Source organism: Pseudoflavonifractor capillosus (assembly GCF_016902575.1).
Lineage (GTDB): Bacteria > Bacillota > Clostridia > Oscillospirales > Oscillospiraceae > Enterenecus > Enterenecus capillosus_A.
In genome coordinates, this window is sequence record NZ_JACSNZ010000022.1 from 1 (window position 1) to 22,522 (window position 22,522).

At 60.4% G+C, this 22,522-nt stretch carries 20 protein-coding genes; 12 read left to right on the forward strand and 8 right to left on the reverse strand.

What is annotated here, in order from left to right; all coding sequences use genetic code 11:
• Nucleotides 1-206 precede the first annotated feature (206 nt).
• On the reverse strand, nt 207-401 hold the full coding sequence (locus H9X86_RS07855; RefSeq protein ID WP_204900987.1) for a hypothetical protein: 195 nt from the start codon (nt 399-401) through the stop codon (nt 207-209).
• A gap of 295 nt (nt 402-696) precedes the next feature.
• On the opposite strand from H9X86_RS07855, the gene H9X86_RS07860 reads away from it, so the two are divergent.
• The 8 genes from H9X86_RS07860 (at nt 697) to H9X86_RS07895 (ending at nt 9,664) form a co-directional block, all read left to right on the forward strand.
• On the forward strand, nt 697-1,047 hold the full coding sequence (locus H9X86_RS07860; protein WP_204900988.1) for an Asp23/Gls24 family envelope stress response protein: 351 nt from the start codon (nt 697-699) through the stop codon (nt 1,045-1,047).
• A gap of 34 nt (nt 1,048-1,081) precedes the next feature.
• Nucleotides 1,082-2,713, forward strand: a complete 1,632-nt coding sequence (fakA, locus tag H9X86_RS07865) for a fatty acid kinase ATP-binding subunit FakA (RefSeq protein ID WP_204900989.1) — start codon at nt 1,082-1,084, stop codon at nt 2,711-2,713.
• Nucleotides 2,714-3,105: 392 nt separating this feature from the next.
• Nucleotides 3,106-4,227: a peptide chain release factor 2 gene (prfB, locus tag H9X86_RS07870; RefSeq protein WP_204900990.1), complete on the forward strand. Its 1,122-nt coding sequence runs from the start codon at nt 3,106-3,108 to the stop codon at nt 4,225-4,227.
• A gap of 110 nt (nt 4,228-4,337) precedes the next feature.
• On the forward strand, nt 4,338-5,558 hold the full coding sequence (arcA, locus tag H9X86_RS07875; RefSeq protein WP_204900991.1) for an arginine deiminase: 1,221 nt from the start codon (nt 4,338-4,340) through the stop codon (nt 5,556-5,558).
• Nucleotides 5,559-5,583: 25 nt separating this feature from the next.
• The gene (argF, locus tag H9X86_RS07880; RefSeq protein WP_204900992.1) at nt 5,584-6,576 is read left to right on the forward strand and encodes an ornithine carbamoyltransferase; all 993 of its coding nucleotides are present in this window, start codon (nt 5,584-5,586) and stop codon (nt 6,574-6,576) included.
• Entirely contained in the window at nt 6,573-7,520 is a 948-nt protein-coding gene (arcC, locus tag H9X86_RS07885; RefSeq protein ID WP_204900993.1) for a carbamate kinase, read from the forward strand. Before argF ends, arcC begins: the two co-directional genes overlap by 4 nt.
• A 261-nt stretch (nt 7,521-7,781) precedes the next feature.
• Nucleotides 7,782-7,922: a hypothetical protein gene (locus tag H9X86_RS07890; RefSeq protein WP_204900994.1), complete on the forward strand. Its 141-nt coding sequence runs from the start codon at nt 7,782-7,784 to the stop codon at nt 7,920-7,922.
• A gap of 347 nt (nt 7,923-8,269) precedes the next feature.
• A complete protein-coding gene (locus tag H9X86_RS07895) occupies nt 8,270-9,664 on the forward strand; it encodes a YfcC family protein (RefSeq protein ID WP_204900995.1) in 1,395 nt (464 codons plus the stop codon).
• Between the two features lie 38 nt (nt 9,665-9,702).
• Here H9X86_RS07895 and H9X86_RS07900 read toward each other — a convergent pair whose 3' ends face one another.
• From H9X86_RS07900 to H9X86_RS07910, 3 genes are read right to left on the reverse strand one after another with little or no spacing between them, the layout of a single operon-like run.
• On the reverse strand, nt 9,703-10,254 hold the full coding sequence (locus H9X86_RS07900; protein ID WP_204900996.1) for a chromate transporter: 552 nt from the start codon (nt 10,252-10,254) through the stop codon (nt 9,703-9,705).
• The gene (locus tag H9X86_RS07905) at nt 10,251-10,844 is read right to left on the reverse strand and encodes a chromate transporter (RefSeq protein ID WP_204900997.1); all 594 of its coding nucleotides are present in this window, start codon (nt 10,842-10,844) and stop codon (nt 10,251-10,253) included. The genes H9X86_RS07900 and H9X86_RS07905 overlap by 4 nt, the downstream gene beginning before the upstream one ends.
• Nucleotides 10,841-12,766: an NAD(+) synthase gene (locus H9X86_RS07910; protein ID WP_204900998.1), complete on the reverse strand. Its 1,926-nt coding sequence runs from the start codon at nt 12,764-12,766 to the stop codon at nt 10,841-10,843. The genes H9X86_RS07905 and H9X86_RS07910 overlap by 4 nt, the downstream gene beginning before the upstream one ends.
• Nucleotides 12,767-12,894: 128 nt before the next feature.
• Here H9X86_RS07910 and spoIIP point away from each other — a divergent pair, with 128 nt between their 5' ends.
• Nucleotides 12,895-14,031 (forward strand): stage II sporulation protein P, encoded by a 1,137-nt coding sequence (gene spoIIP, locus H9X86_RS07915; RefSeq protein ID WP_204900999.1) that lies wholly within the window; start codon nt 12,895-12,897, stop codon nt 14,029-14,031.
• Between the two features lie 136 nt (nt 14,032-14,167).
• Here the strand turns inward: spoIIP and H9X86_RS07920 are convergent, their stop codons facing one another.
• Both H9X86_RS07920 and H9X86_RS07925 read right to left on the reverse strand, forming a co-directional pair.
• On the reverse strand, nt 14,168-14,494 hold the full coding sequence (locus H9X86_RS07920; RefSeq protein WP_204901000.1) for a branched-chain amino acid transport AzlD family protein: 327 nt from the start codon (nt 14,492-14,494) through the stop codon (nt 14,168-14,170).
• A complete protein-coding gene (locus H9X86_RS07925; RefSeq protein WP_204901001.1) occupies nt 14,491-15,192 on the reverse strand; it encodes an AzlC family ABC transporter permease in 702 nt (233 codons plus the stop codon). The genes H9X86_RS07920 and H9X86_RS07925 overlap by 4 nt, the downstream gene beginning before the upstream one ends.
• Nucleotides 15,193-15,341: 149 nt before the next feature.
• On the opposite strand from H9X86_RS07925, the gene H9X86_RS07930 reads away from it, so the two are divergent.
• Nucleotides 15,342-16,241, forward strand: coding sequence for a diacylglycerol/lipid kinase family protein (locus tag H9X86_RS07930; protein ID WP_204901002.1), 900 nt, complete (start codon nt 15,342-15,344; stop codon nt 16,239-16,241).
• A gap of 78 nt (nt 16,242-16,319) precedes the next feature.
• Here the strand turns inward: H9X86_RS07930 and H9X86_RS07935 are convergent, their stop codons facing one another.
• Complete coding sequence (locus H9X86_RS07935; protein ID WP_204901003.1) at nt 16,320-18,551, reverse strand: LTA synthase family protein; 2,232 nt, start codon at nt 18,549-18,551, stop codon at nt 16,320-16,322.
• Nucleotides 18,552-18,721: 170 nt separating this feature from the next.
• Between H9X86_RS07935 and H9X86_RS07940 the strand changes: the two genes are divergently transcribed.
• On the forward strand, nt 18,722-19,837 hold the full coding sequence (locus tag H9X86_RS07940) for an SLC13 family permease (RefSeq protein ID WP_346011449.1): 1,116 nt from the start codon (nt 18,722-18,724) through the stop codon (nt 19,835-19,837).
• A gap of 76 nt (nt 19,838-19,913) precedes the next feature.
• Here H9X86_RS07940 and spoIID read toward each other — a convergent pair whose 3' ends face one another.
• Nucleotides 19,914-20,960, reverse strand: a complete 1,047-nt coding sequence (gene spoIID, locus H9X86_RS07945) for a stage II sporulation protein D (protein WP_346011450.1) — start codon at nt 20,958-20,960, stop codon at nt 19,914-19,916.
• Nucleotides 20,961-21,057: 97 nt separating this feature from the next.
• Here spoIID and H9X86_RS07950 point away from each other — a divergent pair, with 97 nt between their 5' ends.
• A complete protein-coding gene (locus H9X86_RS07950) occupies nt 21,058-22,443 on the forward strand; it encodes a citrate/2-methylcitrate synthase (protein ID WP_243416892.1) in 1,386 nt (461 codons plus the stop codon).
• The last annotated feature ends 79 nt before the right edge of the window (nt 22,444-22,522 follow it).

Here is a 22,522-nt window from a genome sequence, read left to right on the forward strand (position 1 = left end):
CTTTTGCATGCCCAAAACGCTGCGGAAGTTCCACATACTGGATTCGTTTTTGCTGTTGAGAGTAAAAAAGGATGTGCCACAAAACTTACGTTTTGCGACACATCCTTTTATACAAAGAGAGTCCCCTGGCTTCCGTGATGGAAGCCAGGGGACTCTCTCTGTTTGGAGGGCTGCCTGGAATCCAGCGGCCCTTTTTGTGTGCTCTTTTACAGCTCCACGTCCTCGTAGTCGTCGTACTCGGAGGAACAGAAGCAACAATTTGCCTTCTTCTCCTCCACCTTGTCAGCAATGGCGTAGAAGGTGTCCACGATTTTGTCCCAGTAGGCCATCACCAGGCATACCACGGCGCTCACAGCCATGGCCACAGCAGCTGCCTTGAGGATCAAGCGGATGACTTTCATTTTTCAGTCCCTCCTTGTATGTCTCGGTACGTCATAGTGTACACGATTTGCGCAAAAAATACAATGGGATTTGAAAAAATTTCACACATGCCCCCTGTTCCTTTCGTACAACCTCTTTGGTTTTCCACGCTTTGCACCACAAAGTGGCAAAAATCTATGGATTTTTCCATTCTTTCACCGGCCCTCAGCGAAAAACTCCACTTGTTTTTTCCCTCCAAATGGAATACAATGTATAAACTAAAGGTATTATGTTTCATCCCGCAACTCCACTCTTACCACAGAAAGGAAGGGTTCCATGAAGATACAAACTGAACAGGGCCGCATCCGCATTGCCAGCGAAGTATTCAGCAACATCACCGGTGCTGTGGCCACCAGCTGCTATGGCGTGAAGGGTATGGCCTTCCGCTCCAAGACCGACGGTCTGGTGCATCTGCTCCGCCGTGAGTCCATGTCCAAGGGCGTCAAGCTGGTCTATCACGAGGATGACTCTGTGTCCATCGAGCTGCACATCATTGTAGATAACGGTGTGAACCTGGTGGCTGTGAGCCGCTCCATCCAAAGCGAAGTCAAGTACAACGTCAACCGCCTGACCGGTGTTGAGGTACGCAGTGTGTCCGTGTGCGTAGACTCCATGGTCATTGGCTAACGGCCAGAGCTGATAGAAAGGAATTTGCTGAACTATGATCGACATCATTGACGGCGCATTGTTTCAACGCATGGTGATCCATGCTGCCGCCTCCATCAATGCCCAGAAACAGAGCATCAACGAGCTCAACGTATTCCCCGTGCCCGACGGCGACACCGGCACCAATATGTCCCTGACCATTGGCACCGCCGCCGCTGAGGCCAAGAAGAAGCCTGCCGCCACCGTGGCTCAGGCTGCCGCCACCAACGCCTCCGCTCTGCTGCGGGGCGCCCGCGGCAACTCCGGCGTCATTCTCTCCCTGCTGTTCCGTGGCGTGTCCAAGGGTCTGAAGGAGCATGACACCGCCGACGGTGCGGCCCTGGCTGCCGCCCTCAACGAGGGCGTGTCCGCCGCCTACAAGGCCGTGATGAAGCCCGCTGAGGGCACCATCCTCACCGTCTCCCGCCTGGCTGCCAAGGCCGCCATGGAGGCTGCCCAGGAGCAAAACAGCGCCGAGCACGTGCTGGAGGCTGCCATTGCCCAGGGCCAGGAGGCTCTGGCTGAGACCATCAACCAAAACCCCGTGCTGAAAAAGGCCGGTGTGGTGGATGCCGGCGGCAAGGGCTTCCTCATCATCCTCCAGGGCATGCTGGACGAGATGCGGGGCATCGCCGCTCCCCAGGGGGATGCCGACGAGGCTCCCCAGGCCAAGGACAAGGCGGACTTCGCCTCCTTTGAGACCGGGGATATCACCTTCGGCTACTGCACCGAGTTCATCTGCTCCCGGGACAACACCAAGGACCCCGACCTGCTGCGCTCCTTCCTCAATGGCATGGGTGACAGCCTGGTGCTGGTGGACGACGACGAGATCATCAAGGTTCACGTCCACACCAACCACCCCGGCCGAGTGCTGGAAGAGGCTCTGACCTACGGCGCTCTGCTCACCGTGAAGATCGAGAACATGCGGGAGCAGCACACCGAGATCCTGGAGGAAGTCCAGGAGGAGCCCGCTGTGGCCCCTGCGGAGAAGAAGTACGGCGTGGTGGCTGTGTGCGCCGGCGGTGGCCTGGCCTCCGTGTTCCGTGACCTGGGCGTGGACGGCATCATCTCCGGCGGTCAGACCATGAACCCCTCCACCGAGGACATCCTGCGGGAGATCGCCCGTACCCCTGCCGAGGTGGTATTTGTTCTGCCCAACAACAAGAACATCATCATGGCCGCCCAGCAGTGCGTGGGCCTCATTGAAGGCAAAGAAGTGGTGGTCATCCCCACCCGCACCGTGCCCCAGGGCATTTCCGCTCTGCTGGTGATGGACCCCGAGGGTCCGACGGAGGACAACGTCAACGCCATGACCGAGGCTATGGGCCACGTGCACACCAGCGAGGTGACCTATGCCGCCCGCAACTCTGACTTTGACGGCTTTGCCATCAAAGAGGGCGACTATATGGCCCTCAGCGACGGGCAGCTGTTTGGCACCGCTCAGTCCATGGAGGAGCTGCTGGAGAACCTGGCTCAGGCTGAAACCCAGCAAACGGCCGAATTTATCAACATCTTCTACGGCGAGGATGTGGACGAGGAGTCCGCCGGCAAGGCCTTGGAGCTGTTCCAGCGTCTGTGCCCCAACGCCGAAATCACCCTGCTCAGCGGCGGTCAGCCCGTGTACTACTATATGATTTCTGCGGAATAAGGGACCATCCGTTCCACCCGGCGGTGCATCTGTGCACCGCCGGGTTTCTTTTTCCCTTTCCCCAAGTTTCACGCAACTTTTCACCCTCCTTTGCATATACTACATGGTATACGGGGGAGTGTGGCGGCAAGGAACGCCCATTCTCCCATAGAATTTCATAGAAACGGAGCGATATACCATGTTCTTGCAAAGCACACCCCCGAAATCCACCACCCCCACTCCCGACGTGGACGATCTGATCTTTACGGGCCAGGCTGGGCCAATCGTCAGCCAGCGTTGAGGGTGAAAAATCATCTTTTTGACGGGAATATCCCCCCTTTACAACCCATCCGCCTTTCTATATAATATATGGGATATATTATGGCCATGGGCCGGTTAAAGGATGAACGAGAATGCTGCAATTTGACGAATACAAAGTAAAACTCAACAATCTCAAGCCCGAGCTGGAGGAGCTGGGCCAGGCCCTGGATCTGGAGAGTGCTGAGCGGGAGCTGGATATGCTCCAGGCCGAGTCCGCCTCCGATGGATTCTGGGACAACGTGGAGAAGGCCCGGAAGATCCAGCAGCGCATCAGCCACCTGGAGGGCAAGATCAATGCCCAGGCCAAGCGCCTGTCCACCTGGGACGACCTGATGGTGATGTGCGAGATGGGCAACGAGGAGGAGGACGAATCTCTGGTGCCCGAGGTGGAAGAGGGCTATGAGGGCCTCATCCGCAACATGGAGGAGGCCCGGCTGGCCACCCTCCTCTCCGGCGAGTATGACCCCTCCCCCGCCATTGTCTCCCTCCAGGCCGGTGCCGGCGGCACCGAGGCCCAGGACTGGGCCCAGATGCTCTACCGCATGTACACCCGCTGGGCCGAGCGCCACGGCTTTACCTACTCCATCCTGGACTATCAGGACGGGGACGAGGCGGGCATCAAGTCCGCCACCATCCGCATTGACGGCGAGAACGCCTACGGCTACTTGAAGAGCGAGCACGGCGTGCACCGCTTAGTGCGTGTCTCCCCCTTTGACGCCAACGCCCGCCGTCAGACCTCCTTTGCCGCTGTGGAGGTCACCCCGGAAATTGACGACAGCGTAGAGGTGGAGATCCGCCCCGAGGATATTGAGATGCAGGTCTACCGTGCCTCCGGCGCCGGCGGCCAGCACGTGAACAAGACCTCCTCTGCTGTGCGACTGATCCACAAGCCTTCCGGCCTGGTGGTGGCCTGCCAGACCGAGCGAAGCCAGCTGCAAAACCGGGAGACCTGTATGAAGATGCTGCGCTCCAAGCTCATCCAGATCAAGGAGCAGGAGCACCTGGACAAGATCTCTGACATCAAGGGCGTACAGCTGAAAATCGAGTGGGGCAGCCAGATCCGCTCCTACGTGTTCATGCCCTACCAGCTGGTGAAGGACAACCGCACCGCCTTCGAGACATCCAACATCAACGCCGTGATGGACGGCGATTTGGACGGCTTCATCAACGCCTACCTCACCGCCTCCGCCACCGGAAACTGGGCAAGCAAATAAGATATTTCCCCCAAGTGTGGGCTGCCACTGTGCAGCCCACACTTTTTTTGCATATTTTTTCTCCCTTGGGGGCAGAGTAACCATGCAAGTGATACCAAAGGAGTGATTGCATGGGTCAGCCGGCCATTGACATTCAAAGCGAGATTGGGCCCTTGAGGCGGGTCCTGCTCCACCGCCCTGGGGGAGAACTGGAAAACCTGATGCCCGAATACCTGGAGCGTCTGCTCTTTGACGACATTCCCTATCTGAAAATCGCTCAGGAGGAGCACGACGCCTTTTGTCAGCTGCTGCGGGACAACGGCGTGGAGGTGGTGTATCTCACCGACCTGGTCTCGGAATCCCTCACCGACCCGGCGGTCAAAGAGCAATTTGTCTCGGAGTATATTCGAGAGGCCGGGGTGCGGGGGGAAAAGCGCTGCGCCATGATCGCAGAGCATTTTCTGTCCATGTCCACCCACAACATGGTCTCAGCCATGATGGCCGGGCTTCGCAAGTCCCAGGTGCATGGATACGGGCGGAAAAACCTCACCGATTACCTGGCCAACGACTACCCCTTTGTCTTAGACCCCATTCCCAACCTGTACTTTACCCGTGACCCCTTCGCCGCCATTGGCCACGGGGTGACCATCCACCACATGCACACCGTCACCCGGCGGCGGGAGACCCTCTTTGCCAAATATATCTTTGCCCACCATCCCCTGTACCACGACACCCCGGTGTACTATGACCGGGATGCGGAAAGCTCCATGGAGGGAGGGGACATTCTGGTGCTCTCCCCCCAGGTGGTGGCCATTGGCATCTCCCAGCGTACCCAGCCCTGGGCCATCGAGCAGCTGGCCAAGCGGCTTTTATCCCCCGAAGTTGGATTCTCCCAGGTTCTGGCCTTCGACATTCCCAAAAACCGGGCCTTTATGCACCTGGACACCGTATTCACCATGGTGGATGTGGACAAATTCACCATGCACCCGGGCATCTCCTCCCACCTGCGCCTGTTTGTCCTGGAGCTGGAGGATGGGCACCACCTGACCATCACCGAGGAGGAGGACAGCCTGGAGAACATTCTCAGAGAGCATCTGAAGCTGGACTCTGTCACCCTCATCAAGTGCGGCGGCGGGTCGGTGATCGACGCCGCCCGGGAGCAGTGGAACGACGGCTCTAACACCTTCTGTCTCTCACCAGGCCGGGTGGTGGCCTACTCCCGCAACCATGTCACCAACCGGGTGATGGAAGAGGCCGGCATTGAGGTGCTCACCATCCCCAGCAGCGAGCTGTCCCGGGGCCGGGGCGGCCCCCGGTGCATGACCATGCCCCTGGTGCGGGGCGCAATCTAACTTTCTTCAAAGGAGACCAACAGTTATGGCAGTGAACATGAAAGGCAAATCCTTCCTCACCCTCATGGATCTCAACGCCCAGGAGATCCGACACCTGCTGGATCTGGGCCACGCTCTCAAGGCCAAGCGGCAGATGGGGCTGCACGGGGAGGCTTTGAAGGGCAAGCACATCGTGCTGCTGTTTGAAAAGACCTCCACCCGCACCCGCTGTTCCTTCGAGGTGGCCATGGCGGAGGAGGGGGGACGGGTCACCTATCTGGACCCCGGCTCCTCCCAGATGGGCAAGAAAGAGTCCATGGAGGACACCGCCAAGGTACTGGGCCGATTCTTTGACGGCATCGAGTACCGAGGCTACGACCAGGCCATTGTGGAGACCCTGGCCAAACATGCCGGAGTGCCGGTGTACAACGGCCTCACCGATTTGGACCACCCCACCCAGATCATCGCCGATATGATGACCATGGAGGAGCATGTGAATAAGCCCCTCAAGGACTGCAAAGTGGTGTTTGTGGGAGACGTGCGCAACAATATGTGCTACGCCTGGATGTTCGGCTGCTGCAAGATGGGGGTGGATTTTGTGGGCTACGGCCCTCAGGAGCTCATTGACGGGGCGGACAAGACCATTTTGGAGGCCTGCAAGCAGGAAGGGGCCATTTCCGGAGCCAATATCACCTTGACCTGTGACCCCAATGCCTTGAAGGGGGCGGACGTGCTCTACTCCGACATCTGGGCCTCCATGGGGGAGGAGGATTTGATTCCCCAGCGGGCCAAGCTGCTCACCCCCTACCGCATCGACCACACCATGCTGGCCGCCACCGGCAACCCGGAGGTGATCTTCATGCACTGCCTCCCCTCCTTCCACGACTTCCAGACCAAGCTGGCCAAGGAGTGGATGGACAAGGGGGTGGACATCCGGGAGGTCACCGACGAGGTGTTCCGCTCCCGCCACTCGGTGGTGTTTGACGAGGCGGAGAACCGGATGCACGCCATCCGTGCCATCCTGGTGGCCACCCTATGAGGGGGGCCACCAAAGTGGTGGTGGCTCTGGGAGGCAACGCTCTGGAGGATAAGCAGCTTCCCCCCACCGCCCAATCCCAACACCAGGTGCTCCAGCGCACCGCCCAGCAGCTCTCCCAGCTGTCCCTGTCCGGATATGAGCTGGCCATCGTCCACGGCAACGGCCCCCAGGTGGGGCGCATCCTTCTGGCCAGTGAGACGGCGGCCCAGGTCACGCCCCCCATGCCCTTCGACGTGTGCGGGGCCATGAGTCAGGGGTATATCGGCTACCACATCCAGCAGACCCTCACCGCCGCCCTGCGCTCCAAAGGCAAGCAAATCCCTGTGGTGACGGTGGTGACCCAGGTGGTGGTGGACCCTGACGACCCCGCCTTTTCCCACCCCACCAAGCCCATTGGCCCCTTTTACTCCCAGGAGCAGGCGGAAGCCCTCACCCGGGAGCGGGGCTATCACATGAAGCAAGACGGGGATCGGGGCTACCGCCGGGTGGTTCCCTCCCCCCAGCCCCAGCGCATTGTGGAGATCGGCACCATGAAAACCCTTTGGAACACCACCATCACCGTGGCCTGCGGGGGCGGCGGTGTGCCGGTGGTGGAGGGGGCAGACGGACATCTGGAAGGGGTGGCCGCCGTCATCGACAAGGACTTGGCCGCCTGCCGTCTGGGCATTGAGATGGAGGCAGATGTGTTGATGATCCTCACAGAAGTGCCCGCTGTGGCCATTCACTTTGGCACTCCCCAACAGGAAAACCTGGGGGAGATCAAGGCAGATTTGCTGGAGCAGTACGCCCACCAGGGCCACTTTGGGGAGGGCTCCATGCTGCCCAAGGTGAAAGCGGCCATTCAGTTCGCCCGCTCCGCTCCCGGACGCCGTGCCATCATCACCAGCCTGGACAAGGGTCTGGATGCCCTGGCGGGGAAGTGCGGGACCCGGGTGACCGCTTGACGGCCCACTCTTGGCTTCCCCTCTGGGGGCGCTGTCGGCCGCTAGGCTGACTGAGGGATTGACCGTTCCCATGTGGCTGTATTAGGCTTGCCAGCCTGGTGGGACGCTCCGCTGGGCCCAATTTCTCAGCGTGGAGAAATTGGGGAAAGAATTGCCAAAGGAGGGGCCTTCCCCTCCTTGTGGAATCCACCCCGCCGGGGTACTTGGCTGCGTCTGCGTCCCTCTCCTTTCGGCCCTTGGATTGGCGGTGTCACATAGATCGTGCAAAAACTCTGTGGGGACTGCTTCCTTCTGGTGTCTGCTGTTTCTTCTACTTCCCAGGGCCTCACCCCGGTGCAGCAGCTGTTCCCAGCTGCCGATAGACTGGCTTCCGGCGGTGGCAACACCGCACCACCGGAGTAGGCCCGGACTTGAAAACCACCCAGCCATAGGGCCAGCTGCCAAGAAAGCCTGATATAGTGGCACAAACAGAAGCCACAGCAAGGGTGACGGGCCGAACATAGACTTGACGCAGTTCCAACCTCGTACCCAAAGCGGGGTTCTTAGGGGAAAGGCCCCTAAGTGGCTTTTCGTCCATTTTGGCCACTCAAAATGGACCCCAGCGGAGCGTCCTCACCAGGCGCGCAAGTTTGCGGCTGAGAAATTGGAGAAGAATACCCTCTCCGTCAGCCCTGCGGGCTGCCACCTCTTCCAAGGGGAGAGGAAAGAGGGAAAACGTGTGCCCCTGACGGGGCACAAGGAGGTACACTATGAAATCCTTTCGTATGCCCACTGCCTACACCATTCTCTTTTTCCTGCTGCTGGCGGTGACTCTGCTGACCTGGGCCATCCCCGCCGGACGCTACCAGACGGGGGCGTCAGGGGAGCCGGTGGCAGGCACCTATGAGCAGATCCCCCAACAGGGGCAGCCCATCACTTCCGTATTCACCGCCCCCCTGGAGGGGCTGTATGAGGGCATCGACATCGCCGCCTTCATCCTCATGGTGGGTGGCTTTCTGGGGGTGGTGGGCAAGACAGGGGCCATTGACCGGGGCATCTCCGCCCTGGTGGGCAAACTCAAAGGCAAGGAAACCCTGCTCATCCCCATTTTGATGACCGTGTTCGCCCTGGGGGGCACCACCTTTGGCATGGCGGAGGAGACCATCGCCTTTTATCCCCTGGTGCTCCCCATTTTCATCTCCGCCGGGTACGACCCCATCACCGCTGTGGCGGTGATTTTGGTGGGGGCGGGGGTAGGCACTCTGGCCTCCACCGTCAATCCCTTTGCCACCGGCATTGCCGCCGGATTTGCCGGGGTGTCCCTGGGTACCGGGATGCTGCTGCGGGTGATGATGCTGGTGGTGATGCTGGCGGCATCCATTTACTTTGTCATGCGCTATGCCGCCCGGGTGAAGGCCCACCCGGAGTCCTCCCTGATGGCCCACCGCCGGGCGGAGTACACCGCCCGCTTTGCCGCCCACCGGCAGGAGGGGGTAAAGCTGACCTGGGTGCAGACCTTGGCCCTCATTCTCTTTGCCCTCACCTTTGTGGTGATGATCTACGCCGTCATCCCCTTTGACGAGATGGGTCTGCCCCTGCCCGCCCTGGGCTGGTGGTTCCCTGAGCTGTCTGCCCTGTTTCTGGCCGCCTCCATTCTCACAGGTGTGTGCTGTGGACTGGGAGAGGAGGAGACGGTGGGAGCCTTCGTCCATGGTGCTGCCGACCTTCTGGGTGTGGCCTTCATCATCGGCATCTCCCGGGGAATTACGGTGCTGATGAATGCCGGACAGATCACCGCTACGGTGCTCTACTGGGGAGAGCAGGCCCTGATGGATACCAGTGCGGTGAGCTTCACCCTGCTCACCTTCCTATTGTACCTGCCCCTGTCCTTCCTGATTCCCTCCTCCTCGGGACTGGCCACCCTGTCCATGCCCATCATGGCACCCCTGGCAGACTTTGCAGGGGTGGGCCGGGAGGTGGTCATCACCGCCTTTCAGACTGCCTCGGGACTGGTGAACCTGGTCACCCCCACCAGTGCGGTGGTCATGGGCGCTCTGGCCTTGGGCCATGTGCCCTACGGGGCGTTTTTGAGGTTTATCTGGAAGCTGCTGGTTATTTTACTGGTGTTATCTCTGGTGTTTCTCGCCCTGGGAGCCTTGGCATGAAAATATCCCGCTGCACCCTTTCGATGCAGCGGGATATGTTACATTTGAAAGACAATGCCCACCACCGCAGAAAAGGCGATGAACACAATGGGGTGGAGCTTTTTGGCGGGGGTGTACCCCATGAGCACAAACACCACCGCAGCCAGTGCCACCCCCAGCCAGTGCACCCCCATGGGGCTGCCGGGCTTGGCCAGGGCAATCACCGCCACCTGGAGCAGTGCCACGGTGATGAGGGCCACCGAGGCCGCCCGCAGCCCGTAGAAGATGGCGCCCACCGCCCGGGACTGGCGGAACTGGTGGAGAATCCGGGCAATGAGGAGAATGACCAGGATGGAGGGGGCCACCAGGCCCAGGGTGGACACCACGCCGCCCAGGAAGCCGCCGGTGTTGAAGCCCACATAGGTGGACATATTCACCCCCAGGGGGCCGGGGGTGGACTCGGAGATGGCAATCATATCCGCCAGCTGGCCTGAGGTGAACCACCCGGTGCGCTGACCCAGGTCGGTGAGGAAGGGAATGGTGGCCAGGCCGCCGCCCACAGAGAACAGTCCCACCTTAAAAAACTCGTAGAAGAGGCGCAGGTAGATCATGCCTTCTCCCCTCCCTTCTCCCGGTAAATGGCCAGGCCCACCAGGCCGGACACCACCACCAGGAACACCGGGGAGCACAGCACCCCAGCCACCTGGCCCAGGGCGCCGCCGGGCAGGGGGGCCCAGACCCCCACAGCACCCAGGGCCAACACCACCACATAGATGAGCCGGGTCTTCCAGTCCACCAGGGAGGTTTTCAGCAGCTTGAGCACGCTGGACAAAATGAGGGCCACCACACCCGCCCGAACACCATTAAAGGCGTGAATCACCCACTGAATGTGCATATAGTTACTCAAAAAGGCGGCGATTGCCATGATAATCACCAGGCAGGGAAACACCACACCCAGGGTTGCCACCACGCCGCCCAGCCAACCCAAGCGGTTATAGCCCACAAAGGTGGCGGTATTCACCGCAATGACCCCTGGGGTGCACTGGCCCACAGCGTAGTAGTCCGCCAGCTCCTGGTCAGTGGCCCAGCCCTTGTTTTCCACCAGCTCCCGCTGCAAAATGGGGAGCATGGCATAGCCGCCGCCAAAGGTACACACGCCGATTTTGGCGAAAGTGAAAAACAGCTCCAGGTATCGTTTCACGCCAAATCCTCCCATTCCTCCAGCCACAGCCGGGCCACAGCATCGCTGGGCATCCGCCAGTCCCCCCGGGGAGAGAGGGTGACAGAGCCCACCTTGGGCCCGTCGGGCAGGCAGGAGCGTTTGAACTGCTGGGCGAAGAAACGGCGGTAGAAGTTGCCCAGCCAGCGGTGGAGGGTCTGCTTGTCATACCGATCTCCCAGGGCATAAAGGGCCAGACGGAACACCTTCCGGGGGGAGAAGCCCCAGCGAATGGCATAGTAGAGGAAGAAGTCGTGGAGCTCATAGGGGCCTACCAGGTCCTCGGTCTTCTGGGCAATCTCCCCATCCTTGGGCGGGAGCAGCTCGGGGGAGACAGGGGTGTCCAAAATATCCTGGAGCACCTCACCCAGCTTGCCCCCCTTCTCCCGGGCCACATAGTCCACCAGGTGGCGCACCAGGGTCTTGGGAATGGAGGCATTGACGGCGTACATGGACATGTGATCCCCGTTGTAGGTGGCCCAGCCCAGAGCCAGCTCGGACAAGTCCCCGGTGCCGATGACCAGGCCCCCGGTGCGGTTGGCGATGTCCATGAGCACCTGGGTGCGCTCCCGGGCCTGTCCGTTTTCAAAGGTCACCGAGTGATCCTCCATAGCCTGACCAATGTCGGCAAAGTGCTGACGCACCGCTGCCCCGATGTTCACTTCCTCAAATCCGGTGCCCAGTTCCCCCGCCAGAATCTCCGCATTGGAGCGGGTGCGGGCGGTGGTGCCAAAGCAGGGCATGGTGATGGCCAGAATATCCCGCTTAGCCCGGCCCAGCAGGTCGAAGGCCCGGGCGGTGATTAAGAGAGCCAGGGTGGAGTCCAGTCCGCCGGACAGCCCCACCACGGCGGTGGCAGCGTGGGTGTGCTCCAACCGCTTGGCCAGCCCCAGCGCCGCCAGAGTGAGAATCTCCTGGCACCGCTCTGCCCGCCCTGCCTCATCCTGGGGCACAAAGGGGGTGGGAGAGATGGGCCGGGTGAGCTTGGTGTCCACAGGGGTGAAGCGCACCTCCGCCCACCCCTCCGGGTGGCGGCTTTGGAAGGTGGTCAGCCGCTGCCGCTCGTGGCACAGTCGCCCAATGTCCAGCTGGGAGACGGTCAGCCCCGTTTCAAACCGACGCTCGGCCAGCAGGGTGCCATTTTCCGCAATCATGTTGTGGCCGGAGAACACCAAATCGGTGGTGGACTCCCCTTCCCCGGCGTCGGCGTACACATAGCCGCAGCACAGCCGCCCGGACTGGCCCACCACCAGATTGCGGCGGTAGTCGCTCTTGCCCACGATCTCGTTGCTGGCGGACAGGTTCAAAATCACCGTAGCCCCGTACTCTGCCAGGGTGCGGGAGGGGGGATCGGACACCCACAAATCCTCGCACAGCTCCACGCCAATGCGCAGACCCGGCACGTCAGGGCACTCAATGAGGGGAGAGGCCCCGTACATCTCCTGCCACCCGTCCTCCAGGTGGGGCAGGCGCACCAAAAAGCTGTGGTCGAAAAACAGCCCTTCCCCGGAGGTGAACCACCGCTGCTCGTAAAATTCCCCGTAGTTGGGGATGTGGGTCTTGGGCACCACCGTCACCACCTGGCCGTACTGGATGACCACGGCGCAGTTATAGAGCTTCCCGCCAGCACGCAGGGGCATACCGATGGCGGTGAGCACCTCCAGGTGCTGGGTGGCCTGCATCACACTGCGCAGGGCCTCCAAAGCCCCATCCAGCAGCTTATCCTGCAAAAACAGGTCGCCGCAGGTGTACCCGGTGAGGCACAGCTCAGGCAGCACCAGGATTTTCACACCCTGCTCCTGGGCCTCCTCCATGAGGCGGACAATTTCCGCCCCGTTATGGGCACAGTCTCCCACTCGGATGGAGGGAGTGCCGGCAGCCACACAAATCAAGCCGTCTTTCATGGAAAACAGCCTCCTTCTTTTCCATACATCGGGAAATATCATATCCCAAACCGGGGAAAATTGCAACCACTGCCCCACGGGTTCTAACCCCCCATTCCGGGGCATAAGCTGGTGGAGAGGTGAATGCTATGCAAAAGAATCGGACAAGAGCCCCCCTGCTGCGTGGTATGCGGCAGGGCATCGCCCTTTTTCTGACAGCTGTGGCCCTGTGGATCATCTACCTCACCGCAGATCCCGCCCTGGCCCTACAAAAGCTCAAACAGCTGGCCCAACTGGACCAGCTGACCTCTGCCCTATTGGATTTTGAGCTGCCCTGGGACACCCAGAGCTCCCTGCCTGTGTGGGAGCAGGTGATCCTGGGTCAGTCTTCCCTGCTCTCCGGCGCCGCTCAGGCCACCGCCGTACCCGCTCCCACCGCCACCCCGGAGCCGGAGACCGTGGAGGAGGAGAAGGATGAAACACCGCCCCAGACCACCACCGCCCCGGACGGCATCATCCCCAGCACCTTGAAGGCCAGCAATTCCCCGGTCTATGCCACCTATGACAACGTGAGCATCCGCAACTATACCGACTACCCCCTGGATGTAAAAGCCCTGCTGGAGGCAGCCCCCCAGCTCACCCCAGCCGAGGACGGCCCGGATGTTCTCATCTATCATTCCCACGCCACCGAGGCCTATACCATGGACGGCACCGACATGTATGAGGAGACCGACAACCACCGCACCCTGAACACAGAGCAGAACATGGTGCGCATCGGCACCGAGATGACCAAAATTCTGGAGGAGGCAGGGCTGGAGGTCATCCACGACACCACCCTCTACGACTACCCGGACTACAACGAAGCCTACAATCGCTCCTCCCAGGCGGTGAAGGAGACGCTGGACAAATACCCCTCCATTCGTCTGGTCATCGACGTACATCGGGATGCCCTGGTGGCAAACGACGGCACCATTTACAAGACTGTGGCAGGTACGGTGGACAACTGCGCCCAGGTGATGATGGTCATGGGCACCGACTCTCAGGGCCAGACCCACCCCAACTGGCGGGTCAATCTGTCCCTGGCCACCGCCATTCAGAAGGCCCTGGCAGATAAGTGGTCTACCCTGGCCCGGCCCATCGCTCTGCGCACCTCCCGCTTCAACCAGCACTACTCCACTGGGTGTCTGCTGGTGGAGATCGGCAGCCACGGCAACACCCTGCAAGAGGCCACTACCGCCGGGCGGCTCTTTGCCCGTACCATTGCGGATCTGTTTCAATCTAAATAAGGGCGTCTCAAAAACGCTGGGGTCACGCAGATGCGAGACCCCAGCGTTTATACTGTCCAAGCAATCAAAGCCCTCGGCAGAGTTTTCCCGCCCCCAGGCGGGAAAATAAATTGAAATTTCGTATTTTCCAGAATACTCAAAATACCGCCTGCACCAGCACCATGTAAAAGATGGTGCCCCCCATGATGGACAGCATATTGTTGCGCTTCCACAAATGGAGCCCCACCACGGCAGCGCAGGCCAGTAGAGCGGGCAGCCACTGCCCAGCCGAGGAGAAGCGTACCGACTTCAGGCAGTACACAATGAGCATGGCAATGACCCCGGCGGGCAGGTATTTGCCCAGGTAGAGCACCACCCGGGGGGGCTTGTCCCCCCGATCAAAGAGGAAAAAGGGCAGCGCTCGGGTGAGAAAGGTCACCACCGCCATCACCCCAATGGCGGCAGCCGTGTGGGCAACGCTCATGCTTTTTCCTCCTCTCTGTCCAAATAGGGGCGCAGCAGCAGCAGCCCCGCCACCAAAATGCCCAGGGCGGGGATGAGAAACTGCCCATTCTCCGACCCCATCACCAGCAGACACAGCAGCGTCCCCCCAGCCCCCAGGAAAACCGGCAGGTGGCGGGAGGCTCCCCGCCACTGCTCCACGGCAATGACCAAGAACAGGGCAGTCATGGCAAAGTCGATGCCCTCGGTGTTGATGGTGATGAGGGCTCCCGCCACCGCCCCGATCACCGACCCGGCGATCCAGTACAGCTGGTCCAGCAGGGCAATGGCAAAGTAGAAGTCCCGGCCTTCCACCCCCGCCGGTGGCTCCACCCCTGCCAGCAGGGCATAGGTCTCGTCGGTGAGGGAGAACATCATGTACCCCTTTCGCCACCCCATACCCCGGAATTTCTCCAGCATGGACAGGCCATACACCAGGTGTCGGAAATTGATGATGAGGGTGAGCAGCGCCACATCTGCCAGAGGCGCCGCCGTGGACAACAGACTGACCCCCAGGTACTGCCCGCTGCCAGCGTAGATGGTCATGGACATCAGGGCCGACCACAGCGGTACATATCCCGCCGCCGACATCATCCATCCGAAGACGATGCCAATGGACAGATAGCCCATGAGCACCGGTATAGTATAGGGAAAGGCGGCAGCTAAGGTTTTCCGGTTCATTGGGGGTCACTTCCTTGGGTAAATTCTTTTGTACTGTATTATACGAAAGTGCAGAGGCTTTGACAAGAGCAGTGTTCACACTTTTTGCCTTGTTTCTTCCTTTACTTTTGGGTATACTTATGTGAAATAGCTTGGAGGAGGGTGCTGGCATGAAACGGCTGCTCTTTATATACAACCCCACAGCGGGGCGGCAGCGGGTGAAGACCATGTTGTCTGAGATTCTCACGGTGTTCGCCCAGGAAGGATATGAGATCACCATTCGTCCCACCCTGAGCCGTGGGGATGCCACCCAGGTGGTGGCAGACTCCGCTGCCGGGTATGACCGGGTGGTGTGCAGTGGTGGGGACGGCACCCTCAACGAGACGGTACAGGGGCTGCTCACCCTGCCCCAGCAGGCCCGGCCCATTTTAGGGTATATTCCGGCAGGCACCACCAACGACTTCTCCCGCAACATCAATCTGCCCCGCTCCACCCAAGCCCTGGCCCGTGTGGCCTGCGGCGGCGTGCCCCGGGCCATTGACGTGGGACAGTTGGCCCAGCGTCAGTTCCTCTACATCGCCGCCTTCGGCCTGTTTACCGACGTGTCCTACTCCACACCCCAGGCATCCAAAAACCTGCTGGGCCACCTGGCCTATGTGCTGGAGGGGGCAGGGCGGTTGGTGAACTTCCCCAGCTACCACGTCCATGTCACCACCGACCAGGGGCTGGACATAGAGGGGGAGTTCATCTACGGCATGGTTTCCAACACCGTGTCCATTGGCGGACTGGTGAATCTGCCCCGAGACCTGGTGTGCCTGGACGACGGGCAGTTTGAGGCTCTGCTCATCCGTACCCCCAGGACCGCCAAGGACTGGCAGTCCATCCTCACCGCCCTCACCACCCAGAAGCTGCCCGAGGACGGCAGTGTGGTGGGCTTTACCTGCAAGCAGGCCCACTTCGTCAGCCCCCAGCCCCTGGCCTGGACGGTGGACGGGGAGTTTGGCGGGGAGTACACCGACCTGGATATCTCCAACCGCTCCCGGGCTTTGGTCATCGCCTGCGGAAACTAACTCGTTGGAAAAGGCATATGACTTTTGTGTTTTTTACAGTCTGAACCCCCCTCCGGCCTGGGCCGGAGGGGGGTTGTTTTACGCACTTTTGGGCCAAACCAGAGAATAATAATCCCGCTCAATGACCAGCTTGGCGTAGGTGTACTTGGCGCTGACCAGGCGGCTGACCTGGCTGACGTAGTTCTCGTCCACCGTCACGCCCTCCCGTGGGGTGAAGGTCTTGGTGGATGCCTCATAGGTGCCGGCATCGGTGATCCAGCTGCTGCCATAGCCCTTGTTGGCAAACACCACCAGGGGCATATTGCTGGAATACTGGTTTTCCTGGTAGTTGGTGGCGAAGATGTCCCGGCCGGAGTAGAGCCGGGAGTCGTACTCCAGCCCGAACAGGTTGGACAGGGTGGGCACCACGTCGATGGCTGAACAGGGGGTGTCCACCACCACCGGCTCCTCCATGCACCCGCTCCACAGGATGAAGCTGTTGCGGTAGCGGGAGGTGTCCCGCTCCGTGTCGTTGGTGCCCGCCAGCTCATTGTAGTAGTCCTGATCCCCCTCCACCAGGGCATAGGGGTAGTGGTCGGCGGTGAGGGCGATCACCGTGTCGTCGGCAATCCCAGCCGCCTCCAACTGCTCCACCAGGTACTCCATGGCGTACTCCAGCTCCAGGTTGCAGGCCAGATAGGCCTGGACCTGTTCTGAGGCATCGGGGTACAGGTTCTGGATGATGTCCTTATTTTTCCGGGACATGGCGTTGCCCGTCCAGTCGTAGTTGCAGTGTCCGCTCACTGTCATGTAGTAGGTGTGGAAGGGGGTTCCGTTTTCCACATAGTCCTGGATATACCCATCTACTGTGGCCTCCATCATCTCCAAATCGGAGCAGGGCCACAGGTTGCTTTTCAGCTCCAGGCCGTTTCCAAGGCCGTGGTATTCATACCCCAGGTTGGGGTGGGTCTCGTTGCGGCCATAGTAGGTGTAGGTATTGTTGTGGTAGGCCAGGGTGTGATAGCCTAGCTTCTGGAACTGCCAGCCCAGGGCGATGGGCATATCGTTGTTGGCACTGACCCGGAAGGACAGGTTGCTTCCCCCCACCCAGGTAGGGATGAGCCCGGTCATCACCGCAAACTCCCCCCCGGTGGTGGATTGGGTCCAGTCGGGCTGGTAGTAATTTTCAAACACAAATCCCTGGTTGGCCAGCCGGTACAGGGTTGGGGTGAGCTTTTGGTCAATGACATAGGGGCAGAATGCCTCGGCAGTAATCAAAATCAGGTTTTTCCCCTTAAAATACCCGGTGTACTCATTTTTATTGGTGGGACTCTTGGCGGCAAAGAATTGGTGCATGGCCTTGAGGGTCTCGTCACTCTCCCCCGCCGCCAGGCCCTCAAAGTCGATGTCCAGCACGTTGTCCCCGGTGGGAATCTCGGGCGCATCGGTGCCTGTGGGGTCAGCGGTGGGGGCCACCGTAGCGCTGGGCAGGGGATCGTCGGGGAGCAGCTGATCCAAAGGCGCCTGGGGAATACCGGTGACGGCATAGCTCAACTCCAGGCGCAGGGTGGTGACCAGGCCAAAATGAGGAATGGAGGCATTCACCGAAAAGTCGTAGGTATAGTAGTTCTTGGCCCCGCCAATCCGGGCGGCAAACACGCCTACCAGCTGAAACACCACCATGAGCACCGCCAGCATTCCACGCACCGGGGCACGCTGCCCCTTTTCGTGGAAAATCACCGGACACAGCCACACATAGACGGCCAGGGGGAGCAACGCCAGGAGGATAAAGGGAATGCGGGCCAGCACCACCTCCACCATGGTGCCGCTGAAGTCCCCCACCACCTGGCCCGCCATGCCCTGTATGTAGCCCAGGCCGAAATAAATCTTGAAAAAGCTCTTACAGCAGTATTCCACACAGGTAAACACGGTCCACGCCGCCACCAGCACACCGCCCACAATGCGGGCCGTCTTGCGGTGGGGAATCAGGTCCAGCAGCAAAAATGCCGCCAATCCCGCTGCCAGGGAAAACACCACGACGAGAACCAGAGCAGGGGTAAAAAAGGAGATTTCCCTGTCAAACAGCCGCAGCAACAACTCGTGGTAGAGCAGCATCAGCGGCAAACTTACCGCTGAAATCAGCGGGGAGCCTTTCACCCGCCTGCCTCGGTGGCGTGCCATGGTGGGCGGAGTGGCCTTGGGCAACGGCACCTGTGGAAGGGACACATGAGGCAGGGAAACCCTGGGCAAAGAGAGCTTTGGGCGGGGTATATTCTTCAGTTTTGATACCATTCCCGGCTTCTTGGGGGCCAGACGTCTTGGAGATGCCATTTCCCATCCCTCTCTTCCTGTTATGGTCCTGTCCACACTCTACCACTTTACACAATCTTTTGCAATCTGTGACAGAATTTTTCTGTTTTTTCTCTTTTCCTCCTGGAAAATATTGCATTTTTGTCCTGCCTGTGCTACCATATCTGACGCAAAAAGGAGCGTGGAAAAACGTGAAACGAATCTTGCAATGGCTTCGTGGGGAAACGGTGCTGGTGGTGGCATGGTTGCTGGCCCTGGTCACCGCCGTAATGGTCCCCCCGGATGCGGGCTATAAAGACTATGTGGATGTACACACCCTGGGAATGCTGTTCTCCCTGATGGCGGTGATGGCGGGCCTGCAACGGCAGGGGCTGTTCTTTCGCCTGGGCCGGGCCATGCTGGAGCGCACCCAAACCACCCGACAGCTGGAGGGAGTGCTCATCCTGCTGCCCTTCTTTGTGAGCATGGCAGTGACCAACGACGTGGCCCTCATCACTTTCGTCCCCTTCGCCCTGGAGGTGCTCTCCCTGGCGGGACAGACCCAGCGGGTCATCCCCGTGGTGGTGATGCAGACCATTGCCGCCAATCTGGGCAGCATGGCCACTCCCATCGGAAATCCCCAGAACCTCTATCTCTATTCCCGCTATCACATGGACTTGGTTGCATTTTTCGCCACGGTGTTCCCCTATGCCCTGGCCTGTCTGGTGCTGTTGGCGGTCTTTCTGCTGGTGCGGCCCAGCCACTCCCTGGCGGTTCCCTTCGTCTCCGGAGAGATTCCCCCTCTGTCCGGGGTGCGGGTGGCTGGCTACGGCGTGCTGTTTGCCCTGTGTCTGGGAGGGGTGGCCCAGGTGGTGCCCCTGTATGTGCTGTGCCCTCTGGTGGTGGTGGTGATGCTGGCAGCTGATTGGAAGGTGCTGCTCCATGTGGACTACGCTCTGCTGGCCACCTTTGTGGGCTTTTTCATCTTTGTGGGTAATCTGGGTCGCATCCCCGCCCTCACCTCCCTATTTCAGTCCCTGATCCAGGGTCACGAGGTGCTGTGTGGGGTGGTGGCCAGTCAGGTGATCTCCAATGTCCCCGCCGCCCTGCTCCTCTCCGGCTTTACGGAAAACGGATCTGGGCTGCTGTTGGGGGTGAACCTGGGCGGGCTGGGCACCCTCATTGCCTCCATGGCCAGCCTCATCTCCTACAAGTACATCGCCCGGGCCTTTCCCCAGAAAAAAGGGGCCTATCTGGCCCAGTTCACCGCCCTCAATCTGGCCTTTTTGGCCCTGCTGCTGATCCTGTGGGTGGTTTTGCCCTCATAAGCTACACACCAACGCCCCGGCGCATAGCCGGGGCGTTTTTGAAATCTGTGCCGCTTTGGCATCACACCACAATTCTTCATTCTCCACTCTTCATTTCTATCTCCACTCCCGTGTAATAGTGCTTGAGGATGTCCTGCCAGCCGCTGCCCTCAGCTGCCATGGCGTTGGCCCCATACTGGCTCATGCCCACGCCGTGGCCGTACCCGGTCACGGAGAAGGTGAAGGTGTCGTTCTGGTACGTCACCTGGAAGCAGGCCGAGCGCAGGGAAAAGAGGGTGCGCACCGCACCGCCGGACAGCTCCACGCCCCCCACCTTCATGGTGGCCACCCGCCCCGAGGCGGTGAGAGTCATCCCGGACAGCCACCCCGCCGGGTCCCCGGACAGATCGGCGTCGGGATAGGCCTCCTTCACCAGCTTCTCCACCTCCTCCCGGGTCAGGGTGACGGTGGAGTAGTAGTTGGGCACCTCCTCCCCCTCGGGGCTGGACACCGACACCAGATAGGGCAGACTGTTGCCCCACACCGCCTGGGCATCCTCGGTCTCTGCGGTGGAGGAGGAGAAAAACACCGCCTGAATGGGCTTCCCGTCGTAGGTCATCACCTGCCCGGCGGTGTCGGACACCGCCTGGGCAATTTTCTCTGTGTTGCTCTGGGCGTTGTCCCCCCAGTTTTCAGCGGCCTTCTGGGGGTCTATGTACGCCTGACAGCACCCAAAGTCCGTGCAGATGTCCGCCCCCTGCTCCTGGTGGGTGTTGGCCCCCATCTTCCACAGGGAATAGGTGCGGGCGCACACCGCCTGGGCCCGCAGGGCCTGAGGCTCAAAGGAGGCGGGCATCTCCGCTGCCACCACCCGCCACAGATACTCCTCCATGGTCATCTCCTCCACCTGTCCCTCCCCCACCAGCACCCGCAGGGTCTGGCTCTGATCCCAGGTCTTGGGCTGCTGGGTTTCCGCCGGGGGCGCATCCGACACCACTCCCTCCGGAGGCAGGGTAGCCACCGCCTCTCCACCCCCAGCCTGTCCCAGGGCCAACAGGGGAAATACCAGCAGGGTAGCCAGCCCCATGAGCATTCCCGCGGCCACCATGCGCATCCCGTCCCGGTCTATGGGCCATCGTGCCACTTGTCTCTCCTCCTCGTTTCGTCTTGACTGTCACACTTTAATACGCTATACTAAAAAGGAATTGCAACCACCCACAGGGGTATTTAGGAGGTGCACCATGTATTCCATCAAATCCTTTGATCTCATGGATGGGCATTCCCTGTCCTTCCTTCAACATATATGCGGCGAGTATGCCCAGCAGCACCAGATCCCCGCCTTTCTGTATGAAAAGTACGGGGTGAAGCGGGGCCTGCGCAACGCCGACGGCACCGGTGTCATGGCAGGCATCACCAACATCGCCAATGTCCGGGGCTATTACCTCCAGGACGGAGAGAAGACCCCCGCCCAGGGCCAGCTCATCTACCGGGGCTATGACGTGTGCGAGATGATCGAGGGCTTTTTGAAGGAGGGCCGGTTCGGCTATGAGGAGACGGCCTACCTGCTGCTCTTCGGCTCTCTGCCCTCCAAGGACGAGCTGAACACCTTCTGCTCCCTGCTCAACCACTACCGCAATCTGCCCCCGGGCTTCACGGAGGACATGATTTTGAAGGGGCCCAGCCGGGATCTGATGAATAAGCTGGCCCGCTCCACCCTGTCCCTGTACTCCTACGACCCGGACCCGGACAACAACGAGCTGGATGTGGAGCTGTTCCAGGCCATTCAGCTCATTGCCCGCTTCCCGGTGATCGTGGCCCACGCCTACGCCTGCAAGCGCCACTACTTCGACAACGAGTCCCTGGTGCTCCACCGGCCCCAGGACGGGCTGAGTGTGGCGGAAAACTTTCTGTGCTCCATCCGCCCGGACAAGAAATTCACCGAGGCAGAGGCACGGCTTTTGGATCTGTGCCTGGTGCTGCACATGGACCACGGCGGCGGCAACAACTCCGCCTTTGCCTGCCGTGTCCTCTCCTCCTCCGGCACTGACATCTACTCCGCCATTGCCGCTGCCGTAGGCTCCCTGAAAGGCCCCCGCCACGGCGGCGCCAACAAGAAGGTCATGGAGATGTTCACCTACATTGAGCGGGATGTGAAGGACTGGAGCAGCGACGAGGAAGTGGCTGCCTACTTGGAGAAGATTCTGGAGAAGGAGACGGGGGACCGCTCAGGGCTGATCTACGGCATGGGCCACGCCATCTACACCCTGTCCGACCCCAGAGCGGTGATGCTCAAGCGGTTTGCCCGGGAAGTGGCAGAGGAGCGGGGCTTTGTGGAGGAACTGGAGCTGTTTGAACGGGTGGAAAAGCTGGCCCCCCAGGTGTTCCACCGGGTCACAGGCCAGTCCAAAGCCATGTGCGCCAACGTGGATCTGTACTCGGGCCTGGTGTACAAGATGATGGGCATTCCCCCCGAGCTGTACACCCCGCTGTTTGCCATTGCCCGCATCGTGGGCTGGTGCGCACACCGGGTGGAAGAGGTGTACAATCCCTCCGGGCGCATCATCCGCCCCGCCTACAAGGCCGTATGTCCCATGCGGAAGTTCGTTCCTCTGTCTCAGCGGGAGTGAGTCAACAAAACGCCCATGCAGTCCTGTCAGGTGCCTGCATGGGCGTTTCTTGCTATACTTGATAACTCCCCCAAAAGAG